General features: G+C 65.0%; 19 protein-coding genes. 11 read left to right on the top strand and 8 right to left on the bottom strand.

What is annotated here, in order from left to right:
* Window positions 1-19: 19 nt before the first annotated feature.
* The 4 genes from BRAGE_RS0127090 to BRAGE_RS0127075 are packed head-to-tail and all read left to right on the top strand — an operon-like array spanning window position 20 to window position 4709.
* Entirely contained in the window at window positions 20-1111 is a 1092-nt protein-coding gene (locus tag BRAGE_RS0127090) for an ABC transporter ATP-binding protein (RefSeq protein WP_027564317.1), read from the top strand.
* 2 nt (window positions 1112-1113) lie between these two features.
* Window positions 1114-2880, top strand: coding sequence for an ABC transporter permease subunit (locus tag BRAGE_RS0127085; RefSeq protein ID WP_035730090.1), 1767 nt, complete (start codon window positions 1114-1116; stop codon window positions 2878-2880).
* Between the two features lie 32 nt (window positions 2881-2912).
* Window positions 2913-3818, top strand: a complete 906-nt coding sequence (gene dapA / locus BRAGE_RS0127080; RefSeq protein WP_027564319.1) for a 4-hydroxy-tetrahydrodipicolinate synthase — start codon at window positions 2913-2915, stop codon at window positions 3816-3818.
* 12 nt (window positions 3819-3830) lie between these two features.
* Complete coding sequence (locus BRAGE_RS0127075) at window positions 3831-4709, top strand: IclR family transcriptional regulator (protein WP_027564320.1); 879 nt, start codon at window positions 3831-3833, stop codon at window positions 4707-4709.
* A 214-nt stretch (window positions 4710-4923) separates the two neighbouring features.
* On the opposite strand, the gene BRAGE_RS0127070 is transcribed toward BRAGE_RS0127075, so the two are convergent.
* From BRAGE_RS0127070 to BRAGE_RS0127060, 3 genes are all read right to left on the bottom strand, one after another.
* A complete protein-coding gene (locus tag BRAGE_RS0127070) occupies window positions 4924-6024 on the bottom strand; it encodes an alkene reductase (protein ID WP_027564321.1) in 1101 nt (366 codons plus the stop codon).
* A 179-nt stretch (window positions 6025-6203) separates the two neighbouring features.
* Window positions 6204-6707 carry a DUF1993 domain-containing protein gene (locus BRAGE_RS0127065; protein WP_027564322.1) on the bottom strand — a complete coding sequence of 168 codons (504 nt, stop codon included), beginning with the start codon at window positions 6705-6707 and terminating at the stop codon, window positions 6204-6206.
* Window positions 6708-6975: 268 nt separating this feature from the next.
* A complete protein-coding gene (locus BRAGE_RS0127060; RefSeq protein WP_027564323.1) occupies window positions 6976-8277 on the bottom strand; it encodes a lytic murein transglycosylase in 1302 nt (433 codons plus the stop codon).
* 188 nt (window positions 8278-8465) lie between these two features.
* Between BRAGE_RS0127060 and htpX the strand changes: the two genes are divergently transcribed.
* Both htpX and BRAGE_RS0127050 read left to right on the top strand, forming a co-directional pair.
* A complete protein-coding gene (htpX, locus tag BRAGE_RS0127055) occupies window positions 8466-9425 on the top strand; it encodes a zinc metalloprotease HtpX (protein WP_027564324.1) in 960 nt (319 codons plus the stop codon).
* A gap of 135 nt (window positions 9426-9560) precedes the next feature.
* A complete protein-coding gene (locus BRAGE_RS0127050) occupies window positions 9561-10202 on the top strand; it encodes a tetratricopeptide repeat protein (RefSeq protein ID WP_027564325.1) in 642 nt (213 codons plus the stop codon).
* Window positions 10203-10377: 175 nt separating this feature from the next.
* Here the strand turns inward: BRAGE_RS0127050 and BRAGE_RS0127045 are convergent, their stop codons facing one another.
* Complete coding sequence (locus tag BRAGE_RS0127045) at window positions 10378-10728, bottom strand: hypothetical protein (RefSeq protein WP_027564326.1); 351 nt, start codon at window positions 10726-10728, stop codon at window positions 10378-10380.
* Window positions 10729-10888: 160 nt separating this feature from the next.
* Entirely contained in the window at window positions 10889-11692 is an 804-nt protein-coding gene (locus BRAGE_RS0127040) for a hypothetical protein (protein WP_027564327.1), read from the bottom strand.
* A gap of 397 nt (window positions 11693-12089) precedes the next feature.
* Here BRAGE_RS0127040 and BRAGE_RS56015 point away from each other — a divergent pair, with 397 nt between their 5' ends.
* Window positions 12090-12383 (top strand): antibiotic biosynthesis monooxygenase, encoded by a 294-nt coding sequence (locus BRAGE_RS56015; protein WP_014497428.1) that lies wholly within the window; start codon window positions 12090-12092, stop codon window positions 12381-12383.
* 191 nt (window positions 12384-12574) lie between these two features.
* Here BRAGE_RS56015 and BRAGE_RS0127030 read toward each other — a convergent pair whose 3' ends face one another.
* The gene (locus tag BRAGE_RS0127030; RefSeq protein WP_027564328.1) at window positions 12575-14020 is read right to left on the bottom strand and encodes a helix-turn-helix domain-containing protein; all 1446 of its coding nucleotides are present in this window, start codon (window positions 14018-14020) and stop codon (window positions 12575-12577) included.
* Between the two features lie 231 nt (window positions 14021-14251).
* Here BRAGE_RS0127030 and BRAGE_RS0127025 point away from each other — a divergent pair, with 231 nt between their 5' ends.
* The 3 genes from BRAGE_RS0127025 to BRAGE_RS0127015 all read left to right on the top strand — a co-directional run bounded on the left by BRAGE_RS0127025 (window position 14252) and on the right by BRAGE_RS0127015 (window position 16976).
* Complete coding sequence (locus tag BRAGE_RS0127025) at window positions 14252-15886, top strand: isocitrate lyase (protein WP_027564329.1); 1635 nt, start codon at window positions 14252-14254, stop codon at window positions 15884-15886.
* A gap of 30 nt (window positions 15887-15916) precedes the next feature.
* On the top strand, window positions 15917-16126 hold the full coding sequence (locus tag BRAGE_RS0127020; protein ID WP_008560963.1) for a DUF4170 domain-containing protein: 210 nt from the start codon (window positions 15917-15919) through the stop codon (window positions 16124-16126).
* A 292-nt stretch (window positions 16127-16418) separates the two neighbouring features.
* Window positions 16419-16976, top strand: a complete 558-nt coding sequence (locus BRAGE_RS0127015) for a hypothetical protein (protein WP_027564330.1) — start codon at window positions 16419-16421, stop codon at window positions 16974-16976.
* A gap of 140 nt (window positions 16977-17116) precedes the next feature.
* Here BRAGE_RS0127015 and BRAGE_RS0127010 read toward each other — a convergent pair whose 3' ends face one another.
* A complete protein-coding gene (locus BRAGE_RS0127010) occupies window positions 17117-17998 on the bottom strand; it encodes a metallophosphoesterase family protein (RefSeq protein ID WP_027564331.1) in 882 nt (293 codons plus the stop codon).
* 134 nt (window positions 17999-18132) lie between these two features.
* Here BRAGE_RS0127010 and BRAGE_RS0127005 point away from each other — a divergent pair, with 134 nt between their 5' ends.
* Window positions 18133-18624 carry an NUDIX domain-containing protein gene (locus BRAGE_RS0127005; protein ID WP_027564332.1) on the top strand — a complete coding sequence of 164 codons (492 nt, stop codon included), beginning with the start codon at window positions 18133-18135 and terminating at the stop codon, window positions 18622-18624.
* On the opposite strand, the gene BRAGE_RS49280 is transcribed toward BRAGE_RS0127005, so the two are convergent.
* Entirely contained in the window at window positions 18621-19037 is a 417-nt protein-coding gene (locus tag BRAGE_RS49280) for a DUF2304 domain-containing protein (protein ID WP_051378518.1), read from the bottom strand. The genes BRAGE_RS0127005 and BRAGE_RS49280 overlap by 4 nt on opposite strands.
* Between the last annotated feature and the right edge of the window lie 18 nt (window positions 19038-19055).

Genomic DNA, 19055 nt, shown 5'->3' with positions numbered 1-19055 from the left:
CAAGGGATCGGAGCGGCCCATGGTCTCATCGAGCCTGCGCATTCACGAGTTGTGCAAGCGCTATGGCGACTTCGTCGCGCTGGCGCCGACCAGCCTCGATGTCGCGAAGGGCGAATTCCTCACGCTGCTCGGTCCGTCCGGCTCGGGCAAGACGACGATGCTCAGCCTGATCGCGGGCCTCGCCCATCCCGACGAGGGACGGATCCTGATCGACGACGCCGACGTCACGCATAGCCCGGCCTATGACCGCGACATCGGCGTCGTGTTCCAGAACTATGCGCTGTTTCCTCACATGACGATCGAGGACAACATCGCCTTTCCCCTGAAGATGCGGAAAGTGTCCGACGCCGAGGCGCGCCGGCGCACCGCCGAGGCGCTGGAGACGGTGCGGCTGCCGCACGTTGCAAAGCGCTATCCGCGCGAGCTGTCCGGTGGTCAGCAGCAGCGCATCGCACTGGCACGCTGCATCGTCTATCGCCCCGCGATCATTCTGATGGACGAGCCGCTCGGTGCGCTCGACAAGAAGCTGCGCGACCAGATGCAGCTCGAGATCAAGCGCATCCATCGCGAGCTCGGCACCACGATCGTCTACGTCACCCACGACCAGGAAGAGGCGATGACCATGTCGGATCGCATTTGCCTGATGAATGCGGGTGCGATCGAGCAGCTCGGCACGCCCCAGGATCTTTACTTCCGGCCGCGCTCGCTGTTCGTTGCCGACTTCCTCGGCGAGTCCAATCTGCTCAGCGCCACCGTGCGCAGCGTCGACGGCGACGGGCTCGACATCGTCCTCGCCGAGCAGGCGGGGGCGTCGCGCGCGGTCGGCAATGGCAGCAGTTTCGCCGCGGGCGAGCCGATCAAGGTCATGGTTCGTCCGCAGAACCTCGTGGTCGGCGGGGAAGGCGGCCAGCTCAGCGGCCGGCTCGTGGACGTGATGATCAGCGGCAGCCTGACGCGGCTCTACATCGCTCCGGAGATGGCGGGCCTGCCGCAGCTCGTCGCAGCGCACCCGACCCGCAGCGGGTCGGCGCCCTACGAGATAGGACAGCGTCTGTCGCTCGGATGGAATGCGGTCGACGCCGTCGCCATCCGCGACGGGAAGGGGATCTGAGCTTGGCCGCCCTGCGCACGATATCGCGGAGGCTGGCCTGGACGCGGGCTGCGATGGGCGCGCCGCTCATCCTGCTGCTCGTGCTGTTCCTGGTCTATCCCGTCGGCCAGTTGCTGCTGCTCAGCGTCTACGGCGACAATGGCTTCACGCTTGCCCAATATCGCCAGCTCTTTGCCTCGTCGGTTTATCTCGACGTCCTGCTGATAACCCTGAAGATCTCGCTGGTCACCACGCTCGTCTGCATCGCGACGGGTTACCCGATCGCCTATCTGATCTCGATCGCCGGCAAGGACCGAAAGACGAAGCTTCTGTTCTGGGTGCTGCTGTCGTTCTGGACCAGCTTCCTGGTCCGCGCGTTCGCCTGGATCGTGCTGCTCGGGCGCAACGGCGTCATCAACAAGATGCTGATCTCGCTCGGCATCATCTCCAGTCCTGCGAGCCTGCTCTACAATTTCGGCAGCGTCCTCGTCGGCATGGTGAATGCGCTGCTGCCGCTTGCCGTTCTGACCATGCTCTCCGTGATGGAGAACATCGATCGCACCTTGCCGCGCGCGGCCGCAACCCTCGGGGCGCGGCCGGGCATGGCGTTCTGGAAGATCTATTTCCCGCTGTCGCTGCCCGGCGTCGCCGCCGCCGGAATCATGGTGTTCGTCACCGCGATCGGCTTCTTCATCGTGCCGGCGCTGCTTGGCGGGCGCCGCGAGACCATGATCACGCAGCTCATCATCGACCAGGTCCAGCAGACCATGAATTGGGGCTTTGCCGGCGCGATTTCGGTGCTGCTGCTGCTCGTGGTCCTCATCGTCTTTGCGGCCTATGACCGACTGCTCGGCCTGTCGACCATGACCGGCGCATCCGCGCCTCGCAAGGCGGCGCCGTCGCGCTTGTTTGCCCCGGCGCAGAGGGTGGGAGATGCGCTCCTCACGCTGCTCGGCGCGATCTCGGACGGACTCCTCCGCCTGCTGCCGTCACGCCGTCGCGACCGCAATCCAGATCAGGCCGGCCTCGGCTTGCGGGCCTTCGTCTGGACCATGCTGCTCGTCATCAGCGCGCCGACCATTCTGATGATCCCGCTGTCGTTCGGCACCGGCGGCCTCAACTGGCCACCGCAGGGTTTCACCCTGCATTGGTACGAGACGGTGCTGAATTCGCCGGTCTGGACCCAGGCGCTGCTGCGCTCGCTGCTGGTCGGAATCGGCACTGGATTGCTGGCGATGCTGATCGGCACGCCGGCCGCGTTCCTGCTGGTGCGCAGCGACATTCCCGGCAAGGCGGCGTGGCTCGCCTTCATCCTGTCGCCGATCGTCGTGCCGCGCATGATCATCGCGGTCGGCCTGTTCTACGTCTTCGCGCGCATGGGCCTTGTCGGCAGCGCCTTCGGCCTCATTCTCGGCCATACCGTCGTCGCGGTGCCCTACGTGGTCATGACCATGATGGCCGTGCTGCGCAATTACGACACGCGGCTCGACCATGCCGCGCAGAGTCTCGGCGCGCGCCCGCTTGCCACGTTGCGCTACGTCACCTTCCCGATCCTCGGGGCCGGCATGATGTCGTCGTTCCTGTTCGCCTTCGCGACCTCGTTCGACGAGCTCACCATCGCGCTGTTTGCCACCGGCGGCTTGAACGCGACGTTGCCGAAGCAGTTCTGGGACGAGGTGACGCTTCAGGTCTCGCCCGCGATCGCCGCCGTCTCGACCTGCCTGTTCGTCTTCATGGGGCTTCTCATCTTCGTCGCCGAACGCCTGCGCCGGCGTGCTGCCGCGAGATAGCCGTCCCGCATCCCAACCAGAGGTTCTCAATCATGCTCACTGCCAATCGCCTCCGCGGCCTGTTCCCGGCCATTCCGACCCCGGTTAAGGCCGACGACACCATCGATGCCGGCGCGGTCTCGGCCATGTTCGCCTGGCTCAACAAGCAGGGCATCGATGGCGTGGTGCCGCTTGGCGGCACCGGCGAATATGGCGCGCTCGCGCGTGCCGAGCGGATCAAGATGGCTGGCCTGTCAGTGAAGGCGATGGCGGGCAAGGGCCCGGTCATCGCTGGCGTGCTCGACACCGGCTTCCACGATGCCTTGCAGGCCGGCCGTGAATTCGCAGCCGAAGGCGTGGACGGGCTCCTCGTTCTTACGCCATATTATACCAACCCGACTCAGGCGGGCATTCGCGACTATTTCCTGCGCTATGCCGATGCCTCGCCGGTGCCCGTCCTGATCTACGAGATTCCTTATCGCACCCGGATCGCGATCGAGCCCAAAATCCTGCATGAGCTGTCCAGGCATCCCAACATCATCGGCATGAAGGCCTGCAATCTCGACATGTACCATTTCCTCCAGGTCGTGGCCGGCGTCGACGAGAGCTTTGCGGTGCTGAGCGGCGAGGACAGCCTGTTCCCGCTGCATCTGGCGGCGGGCGCCAAGGGCGGCATCATCGTCACCGCGTGCCTGTTGCCGCGCGCCTGGCGCCAGATCTTCGAAACGGCGACGGCGGGCAAGACGGCGGAGGCGTTGAGCCTGCATCGCGGCCTGATTCCGCTGATGAACATGGCATTCGCCGAGACCAATCCGGGTCCGATGAAGGCGGTGATGGACATGGTCGGCGTCGAGGCGCCGCGCATGCTGGCGCCCCTGGTGCAGCCGGCGCCGGCGCTGGTCGCATCTCTCCGCGCCGAGCTCGGCCGGCAGCTGGCGATCTCGGAAGGCATCGCATGAAGGGATGGCAGCATGGCGCGTAGCAGCGGCGCGGGCGGCGGCCGGCCGGCGAAGGCAAAGGCCACCAAAGCCAGCACGAAGTCGGTGACGAAGACGACGGACAAGGCAGACGAGCCGCGCTCGTCGCTGTTCGTCGGCTCGACCGAGAAGGCGTTCCAGGTCCTGCATGCCTTCGACGGGCCGCAGCGCTACATGACGCTGGCCGACATTGCGCGCGCCGCCGATCTCGACCGCAGCGCCACCCAGCGCCTGGTATATACGCTGGAGACGCTCGGCTATCTCAAGCGCATCGAGGGTACGCGCAACTACGGCCTCACCTCGAAAGTGCTCCAGTTCTCGCACAGCTATCTCAAGGCCAACGATCTGATCGACCGCGCCTCGCCCTATCTGCTGGAGATCAGCCGCAATCTCGGCGAGACGACCAACCTGCACGAACTCGACGGCCACGAGGTCGTCTTCGTGGCGCGCTTTCCGGGCGCGCATCTCATCAACATCGACATCGTGATCGGCAGCCGGTTGCCGACCTTCTTCACGGCCTCGGGTACCGCAATCCTGTCGGCGCTGCCCGAAGAGGAGCGCCTTGCGCTGCTCGAACGGACGCCGCTCGAACCGCTGACGCCTTTCACCGTGACCGACCCAAAGGCGCTGCTGGAGCGCGTGCGTGTCGCCGCCCAACGCGGCTACGCCGTCATCATGAACGAGACCGTGATGGGCGACATTTCGGTCGCCGCTCCCATCATCGACGAGCACGGCCGCGCCGTTGCCGCGATCAACATCTCGGTGCCGACGACGCGCTGGACCAAGGAGCGTGCCGAGGCCGAGCTGGCGCAGCACGTCCACGTCGCCGCGACCTCGATTTCCAAATCGAAATTCAACCGCTACGCGGCCTGAGGCGGTTCTGGGCAGGAAAAAAGGCCGGGAGCGATCCCGGCCTTTTTCTTGTTGCGCTCACAATGACGAGCTCGTGGCACACGCGTCCCACATTCACGGTGTCATCGCCCGCGAAGGCGGGCGATCCAGGACGCCGCAGCTTCTCGGTTGAATCTCACTGCTGGTGGAGTACTGGATGCCCCGCCTTCGCGGGGCATGACAGTGTGCCCGCCGCTTACTCCGCCGGCTCGGCCGCCAGCGACGGATAGTCCGTATACCCCTTGGCGCCGCCGCCGTAGAACGTGTTCTTGTCCCAATCGTTCAGCGCCGCGCCCTGCTTCAGCCGCTCGACGAGGTCGGGGTTGGAGATGAACGGCTTGCCGAAGGCGATGAGGTCGGCCGCGTTCGCGTCCAGCACCTTGCTGGCGAGATCGAAGTCGTAGCCATTGTTGGCGACGTAGGCGCCACTGAAGCGCTTGCGCAGGGACGCATAGTCGAACGGGGCGACGTCGCGCGGCCCGCCGGTAGCGCCCTCGACGACGTGGAGATAAACCAGCTTCAGCGCGCTGAGGCCGTCGACGATGTGGTCGTACAGAGCCTGCGGGTTGGAATCCGAGATGTCGTTGGCGGGCGTCACCGGCGAGATGCGGATACCGGTGCGATCGGCGCCGGCTTCTGCCACGACGGCCTTGGAGACTTCCAGCATCAGCCGCGCGCGGTTCTCGATCGAGCCACCGTAAGCATCGGTGCGCTTGTTGGTACCGTCCTTGGCGAACTGCTCGAGCAGATAGCCGTTGGCGCCGTGGATCTCGACGCCGTCAAAGCCGGCCTCCAGCGCATTCTTCGTGGCGCGCTTGAAGTCGTCGATGATGCCGGGAATCTCGGAGAGCTCGAGCGCGCGCGGCTCGGAGACGTCGGCAAAGCCGCCGTTCACGAAGGTCTTGCCCTTGGCGCGGATCGCGCTCGGCGCCACGGGAGCAGCGCCATTCGCCTGCAGATCGACATGCGAGATGCGGCCGACATGCCAGAGCTGGATGAAGATCTTGCCGCCGCGCTCATGCACCTTGTCGGTGACCTTGCGCCATCCCGCGACCTGCTCCTTGGAGTAGATGCCGGGGGTGTCCTGGTAGCCCTGGCCCTGTTGCGAGACCTGGCTCGCCTCGGTGATCAGGAGGCCTGCGGAAGCGCGCTGGCTGTAATAATCGGCGGCGAGCGCACCGGGTACGAAGGTGCCGGGAACAGCGCGGTTGCGTGTCAGCGGCGCCATCACGAAACGGTTGGCCAGCGTGATCGGGCCGAGCTTGTAGGTCTCAAACAATTTGGTCGAACGGCTCATGGGAATGCTTCCAGGCGGTGAGAGGTCAGCAACACTTGTGCATCGCGATAACCCGCGCAAGGGAGGAGCCATACGGAAAGTGCAGGCGAGCTACGCGTGGGGCCTCGCGTAGCATAATTCATGTGCAATTTCGGCCACGACAGCAGAATCCCGCTGCCGCGGCCGTGCGATTGCGCAAATCAGGTCTGGCCCATGAAATCGCGCTTGCCGATCTCGACGCCGTTGTGACGCAGGATGCCGTGGGCGGTCGCGCAGTGGAAATAGAAGTTCGGCAGCGAGAACGCGCTCAGGAACTGCTGGCCCTTCAGGGTCGTGGTCTTATCGGGTCCGGTCGGGAAGGTGACGTCCTTGGCCTCGGCGCCCTCGAACTGCTCGGGCTTGAACGACTTCACGTAGTCGATGGTTTTCGCCAGCCGCTGCTTCAACTCTTCGAAGGTCTTTTCGGTGTCGGGATTGGAAGGCACTTCGCTGTGGGTCAGCCGCGCGCAGCCCTTGGTGGCGAAATCGCTGACGAGCTGGATCTGCTTCGACAGCGGCAGCATGTCCGGGAAAAGGCGGGAGCCGAGCAGCACGCTTGGGTCGATCTTTTTGGCCGCGCAATGCGCCTCGGCTTTCGTGAGCAGGCCGGTGAGGCTATTCAGCATTTGCAAGTAGGCGGGGACGACGGCGTCGTAGAAGGACATGTGATGCTCGCTTCAATGGTGGGAAATCTCAGGAGAAAACCTGAGCCACTCACATGGGAGCCTCATGGAAAAATACAATCGCGCAACGCCGCCTGTGCAGTGCGAAAATCCTATCGCTTCGCTACCCCGCTGTAATCGCCGCCCCACCCACAGTGTCATCGCCCGCGAAGGCGGGCGATCCAGTATTCCGAGACGGTTGTGATTGAATCGATAGGCCGCGGCGTACTGGATGCCCCGCCTTCGCGGGGCATGACCACGAGTTGAGTGCTTACCGCACCGTCGCCTGGGGCTGCGCCTGCGCCGTGCCGCCGCGCATCCGCGCCAGCAGCTCGGCGGTCGGCCAGGAATCCGCCGGCAGGCCGTATTTGATCTGCATCGCCTTCACCGCGGCGCGGCTCTGCTGGCCCAGCACGCCGTCGACCTTGCCGACATTGAAGCCGGCCTGGACCAGAAGCTGCTGCAATTGCTTGAGCTCGTTGAACGGCAGCTGCGCGACCGGCTGGGCGGGCTTTCGCATCGGCGCGGCACCGGCGATGCGCGAGGCGAGATAGCCCGCGGTGGTCGAATAGATCAGCGAGTTATTCCACTCGGTATAGGCCGCGAAATTCGCATAGGCCATGAAGGCCGGCCCATTGCGGCCCATCGGCAGCAGCACGGAGGCTGCGAGATTGTCGTTCGGCAGCGGCCGTCCGTCGGGATAGGTGACGCCTAACTGCGCCCATTTCGAGCGCGGCTGCTGCACAGTGAGATCGGTCTGCTCCCAGGGCAGATTCTGCGGCACCTTGATCTCCTCCAGCCACGGCTCGCCGCGCCGCCACTTCAATCCGTTGGCGATGTAGTTCGCGGTCGAGCCGATCACGTCGGGGCCCGAGCGCAACAGATCGCGCCGGCCGTCGCCGTCATAGTCGACGGCGTAGTTGACGTAATGCACCGGCAGGAACTGCGTCTGCCCGAGCTCGCCGGCCCAGGAGCCGATCATCTCGTCGGGCGTGAGATCGCCGCGGTCGATGATCTTCAGCGCGGCGATGGTCTCGCCCACGAACATCTCCGAGCGGCGGCAGTCATAGGCCAGCGACACCAGCGATTTCAGCGTCGGCAGATTGCCCATGTTGGCGCCGAAGTCGCTCTCCAGGCCCCAGAACGCAGCGATCACCGCCGGCGGCACGCCATATTCCTTCTCGGCACGCGCGAATGCGGCGGCGTATTGCTTGATGTGCTGCTGCCCGTTCTGCATGCGATACGGTGCGGCCATGCGTCCGGCAAATTCGGTGAAGAGCTGGCCGAACACGCGCTGGCCGCGGTCGCGGTTGACGATGCCCTGGTCGTAGACGAGATAGGGCGAGGCCTCCGCGATCGTCCGCTGCGACACGCCGGCGGCGACGGCCTGTTGCTTCACCTCGGCGAGGAAGCGATCGAAGCTCGCTCCGTTATGGCACGAGGCCGCACGCGGCGAGGGTGCCTTCGGCGCTGCGGGCTTGGGCGCTGCGGGCGGCGACATGAACTGGGCGGAGGCGGGAAGAGAGAGCGAGAGCAGAGCGGCTGCCGCGATCGCAAATCGGGTCTTGAGCATGAGGGTTCCGGAAGGGGAGGAGACGCCAGGATTCTTGTCGAAGTTTAATGGAATGATCCAGGTCAAACCAGTGCCGCGGCTCCGCGACGCACCTTGAAACCTTGCATCCGGGCCGGGGTCATCCCCACCTCATGTCTGCCGGCCTGCTGGCGCCTCCTGCCCGCCCGCGGCCGGTTTGGGAGACGGCCATGAACTATCTTCGTACCGCAATGCTGCTCGCAGGCCTCACCGCCCTGTTCATGGGCGTGGGCTATCTCATCGGCGGTGCCACGGGCGCCATGATCGCGCTCGTCATCGCGGCTGCGACCAATGTCTTCACCTACTGGAACTCCGACCGCATGGTGCTCTCGATGTACGGGGCTCATCAGGTCGACCGCGCCAGCGCGCCGGAACTGGTCGGCCTCGTCGCCGAGCTCGCCGGCCGCGCCGGATTGCCGATGCCGCGCGTGTTCGTGATGGACGAGCCGCAGCCCAATGCGTTCGCGACCGGCCGCAATCCGGAAAATGCCGCCGTCGCCGTCACCGTCGGACTGATGAACCAGCTCAGTCGCGAGGAGCTCGCCGGCGTGATCGCGCACGAGCTTGCGCATATCAAGAACCACGACACGCTGCTGATGACGATCACTGCCACCATCGCCGGCGCGATCTCCATGCTGGCGCAGTTCGGCATGTTCTTCGGCGGCCACCGCGACAACAACAGCGGCCCCGGCATCGTCGGCTCGATCCTGATGATGATCCTGGCGCCGCTCGGCGCGATGCTGGTGCAGATGGCGATCAGCCGCACCCGCGAATACGCCGCGGACGATCTCGGCGCGCGCATCGCCGGGCAGCCGATGTGGCTGGCCTCGGCGCTGGTGAAGATCGAGGGCGCCGCGCACCAGGTCCCGAACTTCGAGGCCGAGCGCAACCCGGCGACCGCGCACATGTTCATCATCAATCCGCTGTCGGGCCACGGCGTGGACAATCTGTTCGCGACCCATCCCTCGACGCAGAACCGCATCGCCGCGCTCCAGCGGCTTGCGGCTCAGCTCGGCGCACATGCGGCGCCCTCGGTCGGCGCCAACGAGAATTATCCGCCGCAGGGCCCGTGGGGCCGCTCGTCCTCGCGCGGGCCTTCCAATGGTCCTGCTCGCGGCCCTTGGGGCTGATGGAACCGATCAGGAATTGCGTCTGGCTTTGTGACCTGGCGCACACAGAATGGCCCTGGCCGGTGTTAACACGCAGGCGAGCCACTTCCTTCGAAAGGGGATGCGTGGCCGGCCTGCCGCCGGTCACGGTCGAAGATGACCAGAACTGCCGTACCATTGCTGATCGTCCTTTGCGTGCTCATCGGGCTGTCCACGCACATGGTCGTCAATTGCGGCGACGAGGATGATTCCGACATCTGCTCGGCTGTGATCGGCTTCTCGCCGCTGCGTGGCTCGCTGATCGCCTTTGCCTATGAAGGGCGCGGCCGGATCGCGATGCGCCATGGCGACTTCCGGCGGGCGATCGCCGATTTCGACGAGGCCATCCACCTCAATCCCAACCGCGCCTCGCTCTATCGCGATCGCGCGCTGGCGCGCCGGCAGAACGGCGATCTCGCGCTCGCCATCGAGGATTATGACGAGGCGATCGCGCATGATCCCAAGCTTGCCGCGCCCTATCACCAGCGCGCCCTGGCGCTCGCCGCCACCGGCGACCTCGACCGCGCCATCCTGAGCTACAACACGGCGATCCGCCTCGACCCGTCGGATGCGCAGGCCCGCCTCGACCGCGGCCTTGCCTTCCTCGCCCGCGGCCAGGCCGACGACGCCCGCGCCGATTTCGAGGCCGCCCTCGCACTGCCCGCCGGCAAGGATGCCCGCACCCGCGAGGCCGCGCGGGCCAAGCTCGCCGAGCTCGCGAGCGCCGAGCCGGCCCAGGTGTCGGTGCCGAGAAGGTGAGGTCTCTATCCGCGAGTCCCGGAATCGTAGGGTGGGCAAAGGCGCACTTGCGCCGTGCCCACGATCTTTGCAATACGGCAACAGACGCGTGGGCACGCTTCGCTTTGCCCACCCTACGATGCTGAATGTGCGGGGCCACCTTCTCCCGCAAGGAGAGAAGGGAAGAACTCCGGCGCTACTTCGCCTTCTTCGCTTTTGCCTTCTTCGCCTTGGCCTTCTTCGCAGGCTTGTCTTCCTTCGGCTTCTCCGCCTTCACCGCAACCGGCGTGCTCGCGGCAACCCGCATCGACCTGGCGTAGCTGTCGGCGACGTTGTCGGCGGACATCTGCAGGCGCCTCGCGGCGGCGGTGGCCTGCTCCATGGTGGCCTTGGCCATCATCTTGAAGCGCTCGCCGGTCTCCTTGCCCTTGGCCTTGGCCGCAAGGCCGTTGAAGCGATCCCGCCGCTCCTTGGCGCGGGTCATCAGGCCCGTATGCAGCTGTCTGGCCAGTTGCCGGATCACGACATCCAGGTCGGCGTCCGCCATGTTGTTCTATCCCCTTGAAAACAGTCTCGATGCGGGCGGGACTATGCAGATCGGGCCCCACCTTGGCAATTCCTCCCCACGCGTCATCCGCAGCTTCCGGTTAGCAAAACAAAAAAGCCGCGCTGTTGGCGCGGCTTTTGGGGTGTCTGAGGCAGACGCCTTATTTCAGCGAGGCGACCGGGCCGCTCGTGGCTGCCGGATCGGGATCGAAGCCGAACACGCCGACCAGATATTTGTAATAGTCCGGCATCTTCTCCTTGAGCGCCTCGCGCGACTTCGGGTCGTGGAATTCGCTTTTTCCCGCCAGGAAGATGCTGCCGGTCACGGCGAAGAATTCCATGGGATTCTTCATCGCATAGGATTCCTTGGGCAGGAGGTCCTTGGTCTTGGCCAGCGCATAATAGAGGATCACGCCCTTGTTGGCGTAGCCGTCCGGCAAGAGCCGGGCGTGATAGGCGTGCAGCAGCTCGTGCAGCAGCACAGCCTCCTTCTCGTAGCGCATCATGTCCGGTCGCAGCATGATGACGCCGAGGCCCGAATCGACCGCGAGGTCGACGGCGTTGGGATTGGTCCAGCGCTGCTTGTCATGGTCCCACACCGTCAGCGTCCGCGGCGCGCTGCGCTGGATGTCCGGGGTGACGCGGCCGTAGCAGGCGGTCGCGGCGCCCTCGTCGAGACAGGCGAGCTCGCTCGCGACGATCGGGACGGTGCGGAAGAAGCGCAGCACGCGCGGCGACAGGCCGGATGCTTCGACGACGTCGATCTGCTGCTTCACATTCTCGGTGAGCTTCTCGACGTCCTTGCGCTCGGAATTCTCCGTGAGGTCGAACATGTAGCCGCGGTAGCTCTGGAAGCCGGGCGGCAGCGGCTGCGCTGCGCCAGCGGCATCGAGCGAGCCGGCATGGGACGGATTGGCGAAAAGCGCGCCGACAATGGTTGCGGACAGCAGCAACGCAATGCGCATGATGAACCCCCTGATGTCACTTCGCCCGGCAGGATAGGCCACCGTTGTTTGCGAAAAGTGAGTGGGGCAACACTAAGGCACCGATGTTGAGGCGTGCTTAACCGCTGGTTGCAGATCGCGGCAGCTGATTAGGGCGGGGTTAACCAAGGCCGATACTGCGGGCGCAGGCTGTCATCCGTCACCCTGAGGTGGCCGCTTCTTCAGCGGCCCTCGAAGCGCGACGGCCCGGCTGCCGCATCGGGGCCGTGCATCCTTCGAGGCTCCCCCTGCGGTGCTCCGCACCGCAGGCCTCGCACCTTCAGCGACAACGGCTTCGCCGTTGCGCGGAGATGACGGGGCTGGCTGTCAGGTGTAGGTTGACGTTACCAAGCTTCAGACAGCCGGAAGGGAGGATGCCATGTATGCCGCCATCCGTCAGGCCAAGGCGAAAAGCGGGAGCGCGGAAGAACTGGCGCGCCGCATCAAGGACGGCGCCGTTCCGATCATCAGCGACGTCGACGGTTTCCGCGCCTATTACGTCGTCTATGCCGGCGACGACACGGTGACCGCGATCTCGATCTTCGACAAGTTCGAGCAGGCCGAGGAAGCGAACAGGCGCGCCATCGCCTGGATCGAGAAGGATCTGGGCCCGCTGCTGGCGGGGCATGCGAGTGCCGCCGCCGGGCCGGTGATCGTGCATACGCTGGCGTGAGGCGGGTCAGTCACGCCTCATTTTCCACTGTCATGCCCCGCGAAGGCGGGGCATCCAGTACTCCGCGGCGTCTCGGTTCAATCACAGCCGCTGCGGCGTACTGGATCGCCCGCCTTCGCGGGCGATGACAGCGGTGGGTGTAGCGGATGCCTTCCGCCAAACGCGAAGCAATGCCCGCGCGATTCCTGCCCTCACAACTCCCGCGCATTCGAGAACGCGAACGAACTCACCCGTCTGGTCGTCTCGTCCAAAATCAGCGTGCGCGTGATCGGCGGCTCGGCGCGCTGGGCGCAGTTTTCGCGCTCGCAGAGGCGGCAGTTGACGCCGATCGGCGTGCCCTCGGTCTTCTCGAGGTCCAGGCCGGCGGCGTAAGTGAGGCGCGCGGCGTGGCGGATCTCGCAGCCGAGGCCGATGGCAAAGCGCGGCTGCGGCAGCGGATGGGGTGCCACCGGCCGGCGCACCATCTGCGCAATCGAGAAATAACGCGTGCCGTCGGGAAGCTCGATCACCTGCTTGAGCAGGCGATCCGGCGTGTCGAAGGTCGAGTGCACGTTCCACAGGGGGCAAGTGCCGCCGAACTTCGAGAACGGGAATGTGCCGGACGAGAAGCGCTTGGAGACGTTGCCGGCATTGTCGACGCGCAAGAGGAAGAACGGAATGCCGCGCGCGTTCGGCCGCTGCAGCGTGGTGAGGCGGTGGCAGACCTGCTCGAAGCCGGAATTGAAGCGCTGCGCCAGCACGTGGATATCGTAGTTGAGCGCTTCGGCCGCCGCGAGGAACGCCGGGTAGGGCATCATCACGGCCGCCGCGAAGTAGTTGCCCAGCGTGATCCGGAACAGCCGGCGCGGCGCGTCGTCGAGCGGGCCGGCACGGCCGATGATGGTCTCAAGGGCTTGCGTGCATTCGCCAAGGCCGAGCTGGAAGGCGAGCTGGAACGCGCGGCCGGGCGGATCGACCAACTCCGAGATCAAGAGCTGGCGGCGGTGGCGGTCGAATCGCCGCAGCGTCTCGCGCATTACGTCCACAGGCATGATGCGGGTCTGGATCGAATGCTTTTCGCGCAAGCGCGCGGCGAGCGCGGCGTAGAGCCCTTCGGCCGGCACGTTCAATTCGTCGCGCAGCGTCTCCGCAGCCTGCTCCAGCTCCGGAAAATAATTGCGGTTGGCCTCGATCAGCTCGCGCACGCGCTCGACCGGATTGGCCTCGAAGCGCGTGCCGACGTCGCGGTCGGCCATCTGTGCGGCCGCCAGCGTCTCGCCCTGGCGCGCCTCGGTATAGGCCGCATAGAGCCGCTGCAGCGCGTGGGTGACGCCGGGGCAGAGCTCGGCGAGATCCCGCAGCTCCTGCTTGGGAACGTCGATCTGGCGGAACAGGGGATCGGAAAAAATCTCGTTCAGCTCGGCGAAGAAGCGGTCCTCGTCAGCGGTGGCGAGGTCGCGCAGGTCGAGATCATAGGTCTCGGCCAGCCGCAGCAGGATCTGCGCCGTCACCGGGCGCTGGTTGCGCTCGATCAGGTTGACGTAGCTCGGCGAGATCCCGAGCCCCTCGGCGATCTGGGTCTGCGACAGCCCCAATTGCTGCCTGATCCTCCGGAACCGCGGCCCGACGAACAGTTTCTTCCCGGATTCGGCGGGCATTTCTCAGGTCTCCATGCACGAAGGTCAGTTTTGTTGACCTATATTTACAAAATTTACAAAATAACATCTATTACATGTTCTGATGTTACATGACATCACCATTCGAATACAAGGCCTCTGTACGAACTTCCCTTTCTCGCGTTTAGCTCATGACACGCATTTCGCAATGCACTGTCAAAAATGTCGATGGCGAAGCCGAAGGCTCCGTCATCATCGAGAAGGATCAGGCACATGAATTACCAGCCCCGCGGCATTAGCGCTCTCGAGCGTCCGGCGTCCTATCAGAGCGAGATCGAGGCAGCCCAGGCGCTGCTTCAGACCAAGCCGACCTGGAACGGGGTGACGGCCGAGGCCGTCGCGCGCATGCGCCTGCAGAACCGCTTCAAGACCGGTCTCGACGTCGCCCGCTACACCGCGGCGCTGATGCGCGCCGACATGGCGGCCTATGACAAGGATCCGACCAAGTACACCCAGTCGCTGGGCTGCTGGCACGGCTTCATCGCCCAGCAGAAGCTGATCTCGGTCAAGAAGCATTTCGGCGGCAAGACCGATCGCACCTACCTCTATCTCTCCGGCTGGATGATCGCGGCGCTGCGCTCCGAGTTCGGCCCGCTGCCCGACCAGTCGATGCACGAGAAGACCTCTGTGCCGGCGCTGATCGAGGAGCTCTACACCTTCCTGCGTCAGGCGGATTCCCGCGAGCTCAACGACATCTTCCGCCTGCTCGACAAGGCGCGCAAGGAAGGCGACAAGACCCGTGAGAAGGAGCTGATCGAGAAGATCGACAACTTCCAGACCCATGTCGTGCCCGTCATCGCGGACATCGATGCCGGCTTCGGCAACGCGGAGGCGACCTATCTGCTCGCCAAGAAGATGATCGAGGCGGGAGCCTGCGCGCTCCAGATCGAGAACCAGGTTTCCGACGAGAAGCAGTGCGGCCACCAGGACGGCAAGGTCACCGTGCCGCACGACGTCTTTCTCGCCAAGATCCGCGCCTGCCGCCACGCCTTCCTCGAGCTCGGCGTCGAAGACGGCATCGTCGTAACCCGCACCGACTCGCTCGGCGCCGGCCTGACGCAGCAGATCGCCGTCAGCCACAAGCCCGGCGACATAGGCGACCAGTACAACAGCTTCCTCGACTGCGAGGAAATCACCGCTGAGAACGCCCGCAACGGCGACGTCATCATCAACCGCAACGGCAAGATGATGCGTCCGAAGCGGCTGCCCTCGAACCTCTACCAGTTCCGCCCGGGCACCGGTGCCGACCGCTGCGTGCTCGATTGCATCACCTCGCTGCAGAACGGCGCCGACCTGCTCTGGATCGAGACCGAGAAGCCGCATATCGAGCAGATCGCCAGCATGGTCGACCGCATCCGCAAGGTAGTGCCGAACGCCAAGCTCGCCTACAACAACTCGCCGTCGTTCAACTGGACCCTCAACTTCCGTTGGCAGGTCTACGACGCGATGAAGGAAGCGGGCCAGGACGTCAGCAAGTACAACCGTGCCGAGCTGATGAAGGCGGAGTACGACGACACCCCGCTGGCGAAGGAAGCCGACGAGCGCATCCGCACCTTCCAGGCGGATTCGGCCAAGCGCGCCGGCATCTTCCACCACCTGATCACGCTGCCGACCTATCACACGGCCGCGCTCTCGACCGACAATCTCGCCCGCGAGTATTTCGGCGAGCAGGGCATGCTGGGCTACGTCAAGAACGTCCAGCGCGCCGAGATCCGTCAGGGCATCGCCTGCGTGAAGCACCAGAACATGGCCGGCTCCGACATCGGCGACGACCACAAGGAGTACTTCGCGGGTGAGGCCGCCCTCAAGGCGGGCGGCGCCCACAACACGATGAACCAGTTCGGCTAACGCACCACGCGCTTCGAGAGGAGACTGACAATGACCAAAGGCAGCAATTTCTGGGTGATCGGCGGCGAGTTCGGCTCGATGAACTTCCACAAGCTCGTGGAAGGTTCGGCCCAGGTCAAAGGCCCCTTCAAGACCCGCAAGGAAGCCGAGGACTGCTGGCGCGAGGTCTCGGAAGAGAGCCGCCACAAGGCCGGCGTCCGCTTCTCGATCGTGGAAGAGCCCTCGCGCGTCTCGGCCTAAAGCATGATCCGGAAAAGTGCGAAGCGGTTTTCCGGAAAGATCATGCGTAAACAACAACCTGAAGCGCGATGACGATTCATCCAAATCTCAGCGCTTAAGAGCCCGGCCGCCAAGCTGAATTAAGAAGACGTCCAAGGACGGATGGTCCCATCCAGGCTCTGCCTGGGTGGGATCGTCTGTTTTTGGCACAATCAGTCGGCTGTGGGCGCCGTAAGTATCTGGAATTGTGGACCCTTTGCGGACGGTTTGGTTGCTGATAGGTTAACGTCAGCAATTCAGGACGAGGCCGACAATGTCAGAGCCCGAGACCAGCGTGACCCATCCCAGCCAGCCGCGCCCGGTGCGGCTGCGCGATGCGCTGCTGCGTGCGCGGATCGAGGCCGCCGACCGGACCGGCGTCGTCGTCGACCTCCGCGACGCCGAGGTGGCGCGGCTGGAGATCCTGAACGACGCGCTCGATCCGCTGTTCGCGCAGGTGCCCGACCAGATCGACCTGTTCGACCGCGGCATCAGCCAGGGCGAGACGCCCAGGCTCTGGATCGACGTGGTCGCGCACATCGTGATGGGGCGCGACAAGCGGCAGTACCGCTTCGTGCAGGACACGCGCTTCGGCCGCATCGTGCTCGCCGAATCGCACGACACCGCCGTGATCGTCGAGGCCGTCACCGACTATGTCGCGCGCCGCATGATCGAGCGCGAGCGCGCGATGGTGGTCCCGCCCGAGCCGGCGCCCGAGGTCGCGGAGATGCCGCGGCGGCCTTCGCGCGTCTGGCCGTTCGTGTTCGGCTTCATCCTCGGCGCCGCCGCGCTGTTCGGCCTCGCCGTGGTGGCGGTCTTGCGGAGCTGGTGAGGACGCACGCGCGAGCGCGCAAATCTCTCAGTTCGTCATTCCGGGATGCGTGCGAAGCACGCAGGCCCGGAATCCATAACCACTATCGTGAGTATGGATTCCGGGCTCGCGCTTACGCGCGCCCCGGAATGACAGTGACCTCAAATCAACCTCGCATGCTTGACCTGCTGGATCTGAAACCCAGCCCCGAGGCCCCGCACCGTCTGCTCGCAGCGCCAGCCGGCATTGTCCCTTTCGATCGTGAAGAGATTATACGCCGCCGCCGGATAGCGCCCATGCGCGAGCGCGGAGGCCGAGGGTACGCCGAGCGCGGGAATGTTGCCGTTGGGGCCGTCGAACCACATTGTCGAATGAATGTGGTCGTGCCCGTGCAGGATCAGCTCGACGCCGTGGCGCTTCACGAGCGCGAGCAGCTCGGCCGAATCGGTCATCCGCTTCTGGCGTGCGGCCGACTTCAGCGGATGATGCACCAGCAACACGCGGAAGACATCCTCGGCCGCGAGCCGCTTGAGCACCTCCGCGAGCGCGGCGAGCTGATCGCGCCCGAGCGTGCCGGTCGCCATCAACGGCAAGGTCGGCACCGCCGTCGACAGGCTGATCAGCGCGAGCGGCCCGCGCCGGCGCACGTTCGGAAAGCCGATGCGGCCGTCGTCGCCGGCAAGATAGGGCGCAAAGGTCTCGCCGAAGCGATGAAAGGTGGCGCGGACATAGGCGTCGTGATTGCCGGGAATCGTGGTGACGCGGTCCGGCGGCCCGACATCATCGAGCCAAGCGCGGGCAGGCGCGAACTCGGCTTCCAGTGCGAGGTTGACGAGATCGCCCGTCACCGCGATGTGGTCGGGCGCCTGCGCCTTCATGTCGGCGACGATGGCGTCGAGCACCTCGCGGCGCTGGTATTTGTGGCGGTTGCGCGTCCAGTTGACGTAACCGAGCACGCGCTTGCCCGCGAGCTCGACCAGCCGCGGCTTCGGCAATGGCGGCAGATGCGGGTCGGACAGGTGGGCGAGCGTGAAGGGGGCCAGCGTGTTGCAAGTCATGGCGCGCGATTGCCTCGCTATTCGTCCGCTGTAATGGCAAGGTCGCGGCCAGCGCGCAAGCCAAGCCTGGCAATCAAGCCTGACAAGCAAATCCTGAAGCGGAGCGTCAAGGAAGCCTGATGGGAGAACCTCTCGACCGGATGCGACGGAAATTCGAGCCGCTGCTGCGGCACGTCTTCCACACCTATTTCCTGTTCGTCCGCGGCATGACCCTCGGCGTCCGCGCCGTGGTGCTGGATGCCGAGAACAGGGTGTTCCTGGTCAGGCACAGCTATGTCAGCGGCTGGCATCTGCCCGGCGGCGGCGTCGACTATGGCGAGACCATGGAGCAGGCGATGCGGCGCGAGCTCAAGGAGGAGGGGGACATCGATCTCACCGGAGGGGCCGTGCTGCACGGCATCTTCCTCAACAGCCACATCTCCCGCCGTGACCATGTCGCGGTCTATGTCGTCAGGCAGTTCAGGCAGGATCGTCTGCCCGAGCCCAATCGCGAAATCGCCGAATGTGGTTTCTTCGCGATCTCGGCGCTGCCCGAGAGCACCACGCCCGGCACGCGGCTGCGGCTTGCCGAAGTGCTGGACGGCAGGCCGCTGATGACGACGTGGCGTTAAGCTGATTCTGCGCTAGGCAGTTTGGCGATAGCCCGCTCGAACGCCGGGCTGGCTGCCTTCTTCGCCTGCAGCTCCAGCGCGAGCAGGCTCTGCTCCTGGATCAGCGCGCAGTTCTGCCGCTCCAGCCGGTGCAGCCGCGCCGTCATGTTGTGCATGAACGCGAACACCACCAGGAACAGCGCGCCGAACATCACGACGAACGGGAACACGACGCCGGTCAGGTGGCTGAGGAGATAGGCGAGACTTGGAAACAGCGCGAAGCCCGCGGGGATGATCGCGACCATGGACAGCATCAGGAAGTCGTAGAGATCGAACTTGCCTTGCAGCGTCTTCTTCAGCAGCACCAGCATGTAGACCAGCGCGAAGACGGAGATGACGACGACTGTCTCGATGCTCGGAAGGACGTTTGTCACGGCCGCCTCCTCAATCTG

Source organism: Bradyrhizobium genosp. SA-4 str. CB756, from assembly GCF_000473125.1.
Classification (GTDB): Bacteria; Pseudomonadota; Alphaproteobacteria; order Rhizobiales; family Xanthobacteraceae; genus Bradyrhizobium; species Bradyrhizobium arachidis.
This window is presented reverse-complemented; position numbering and strand designations above follow the sequence as displayed.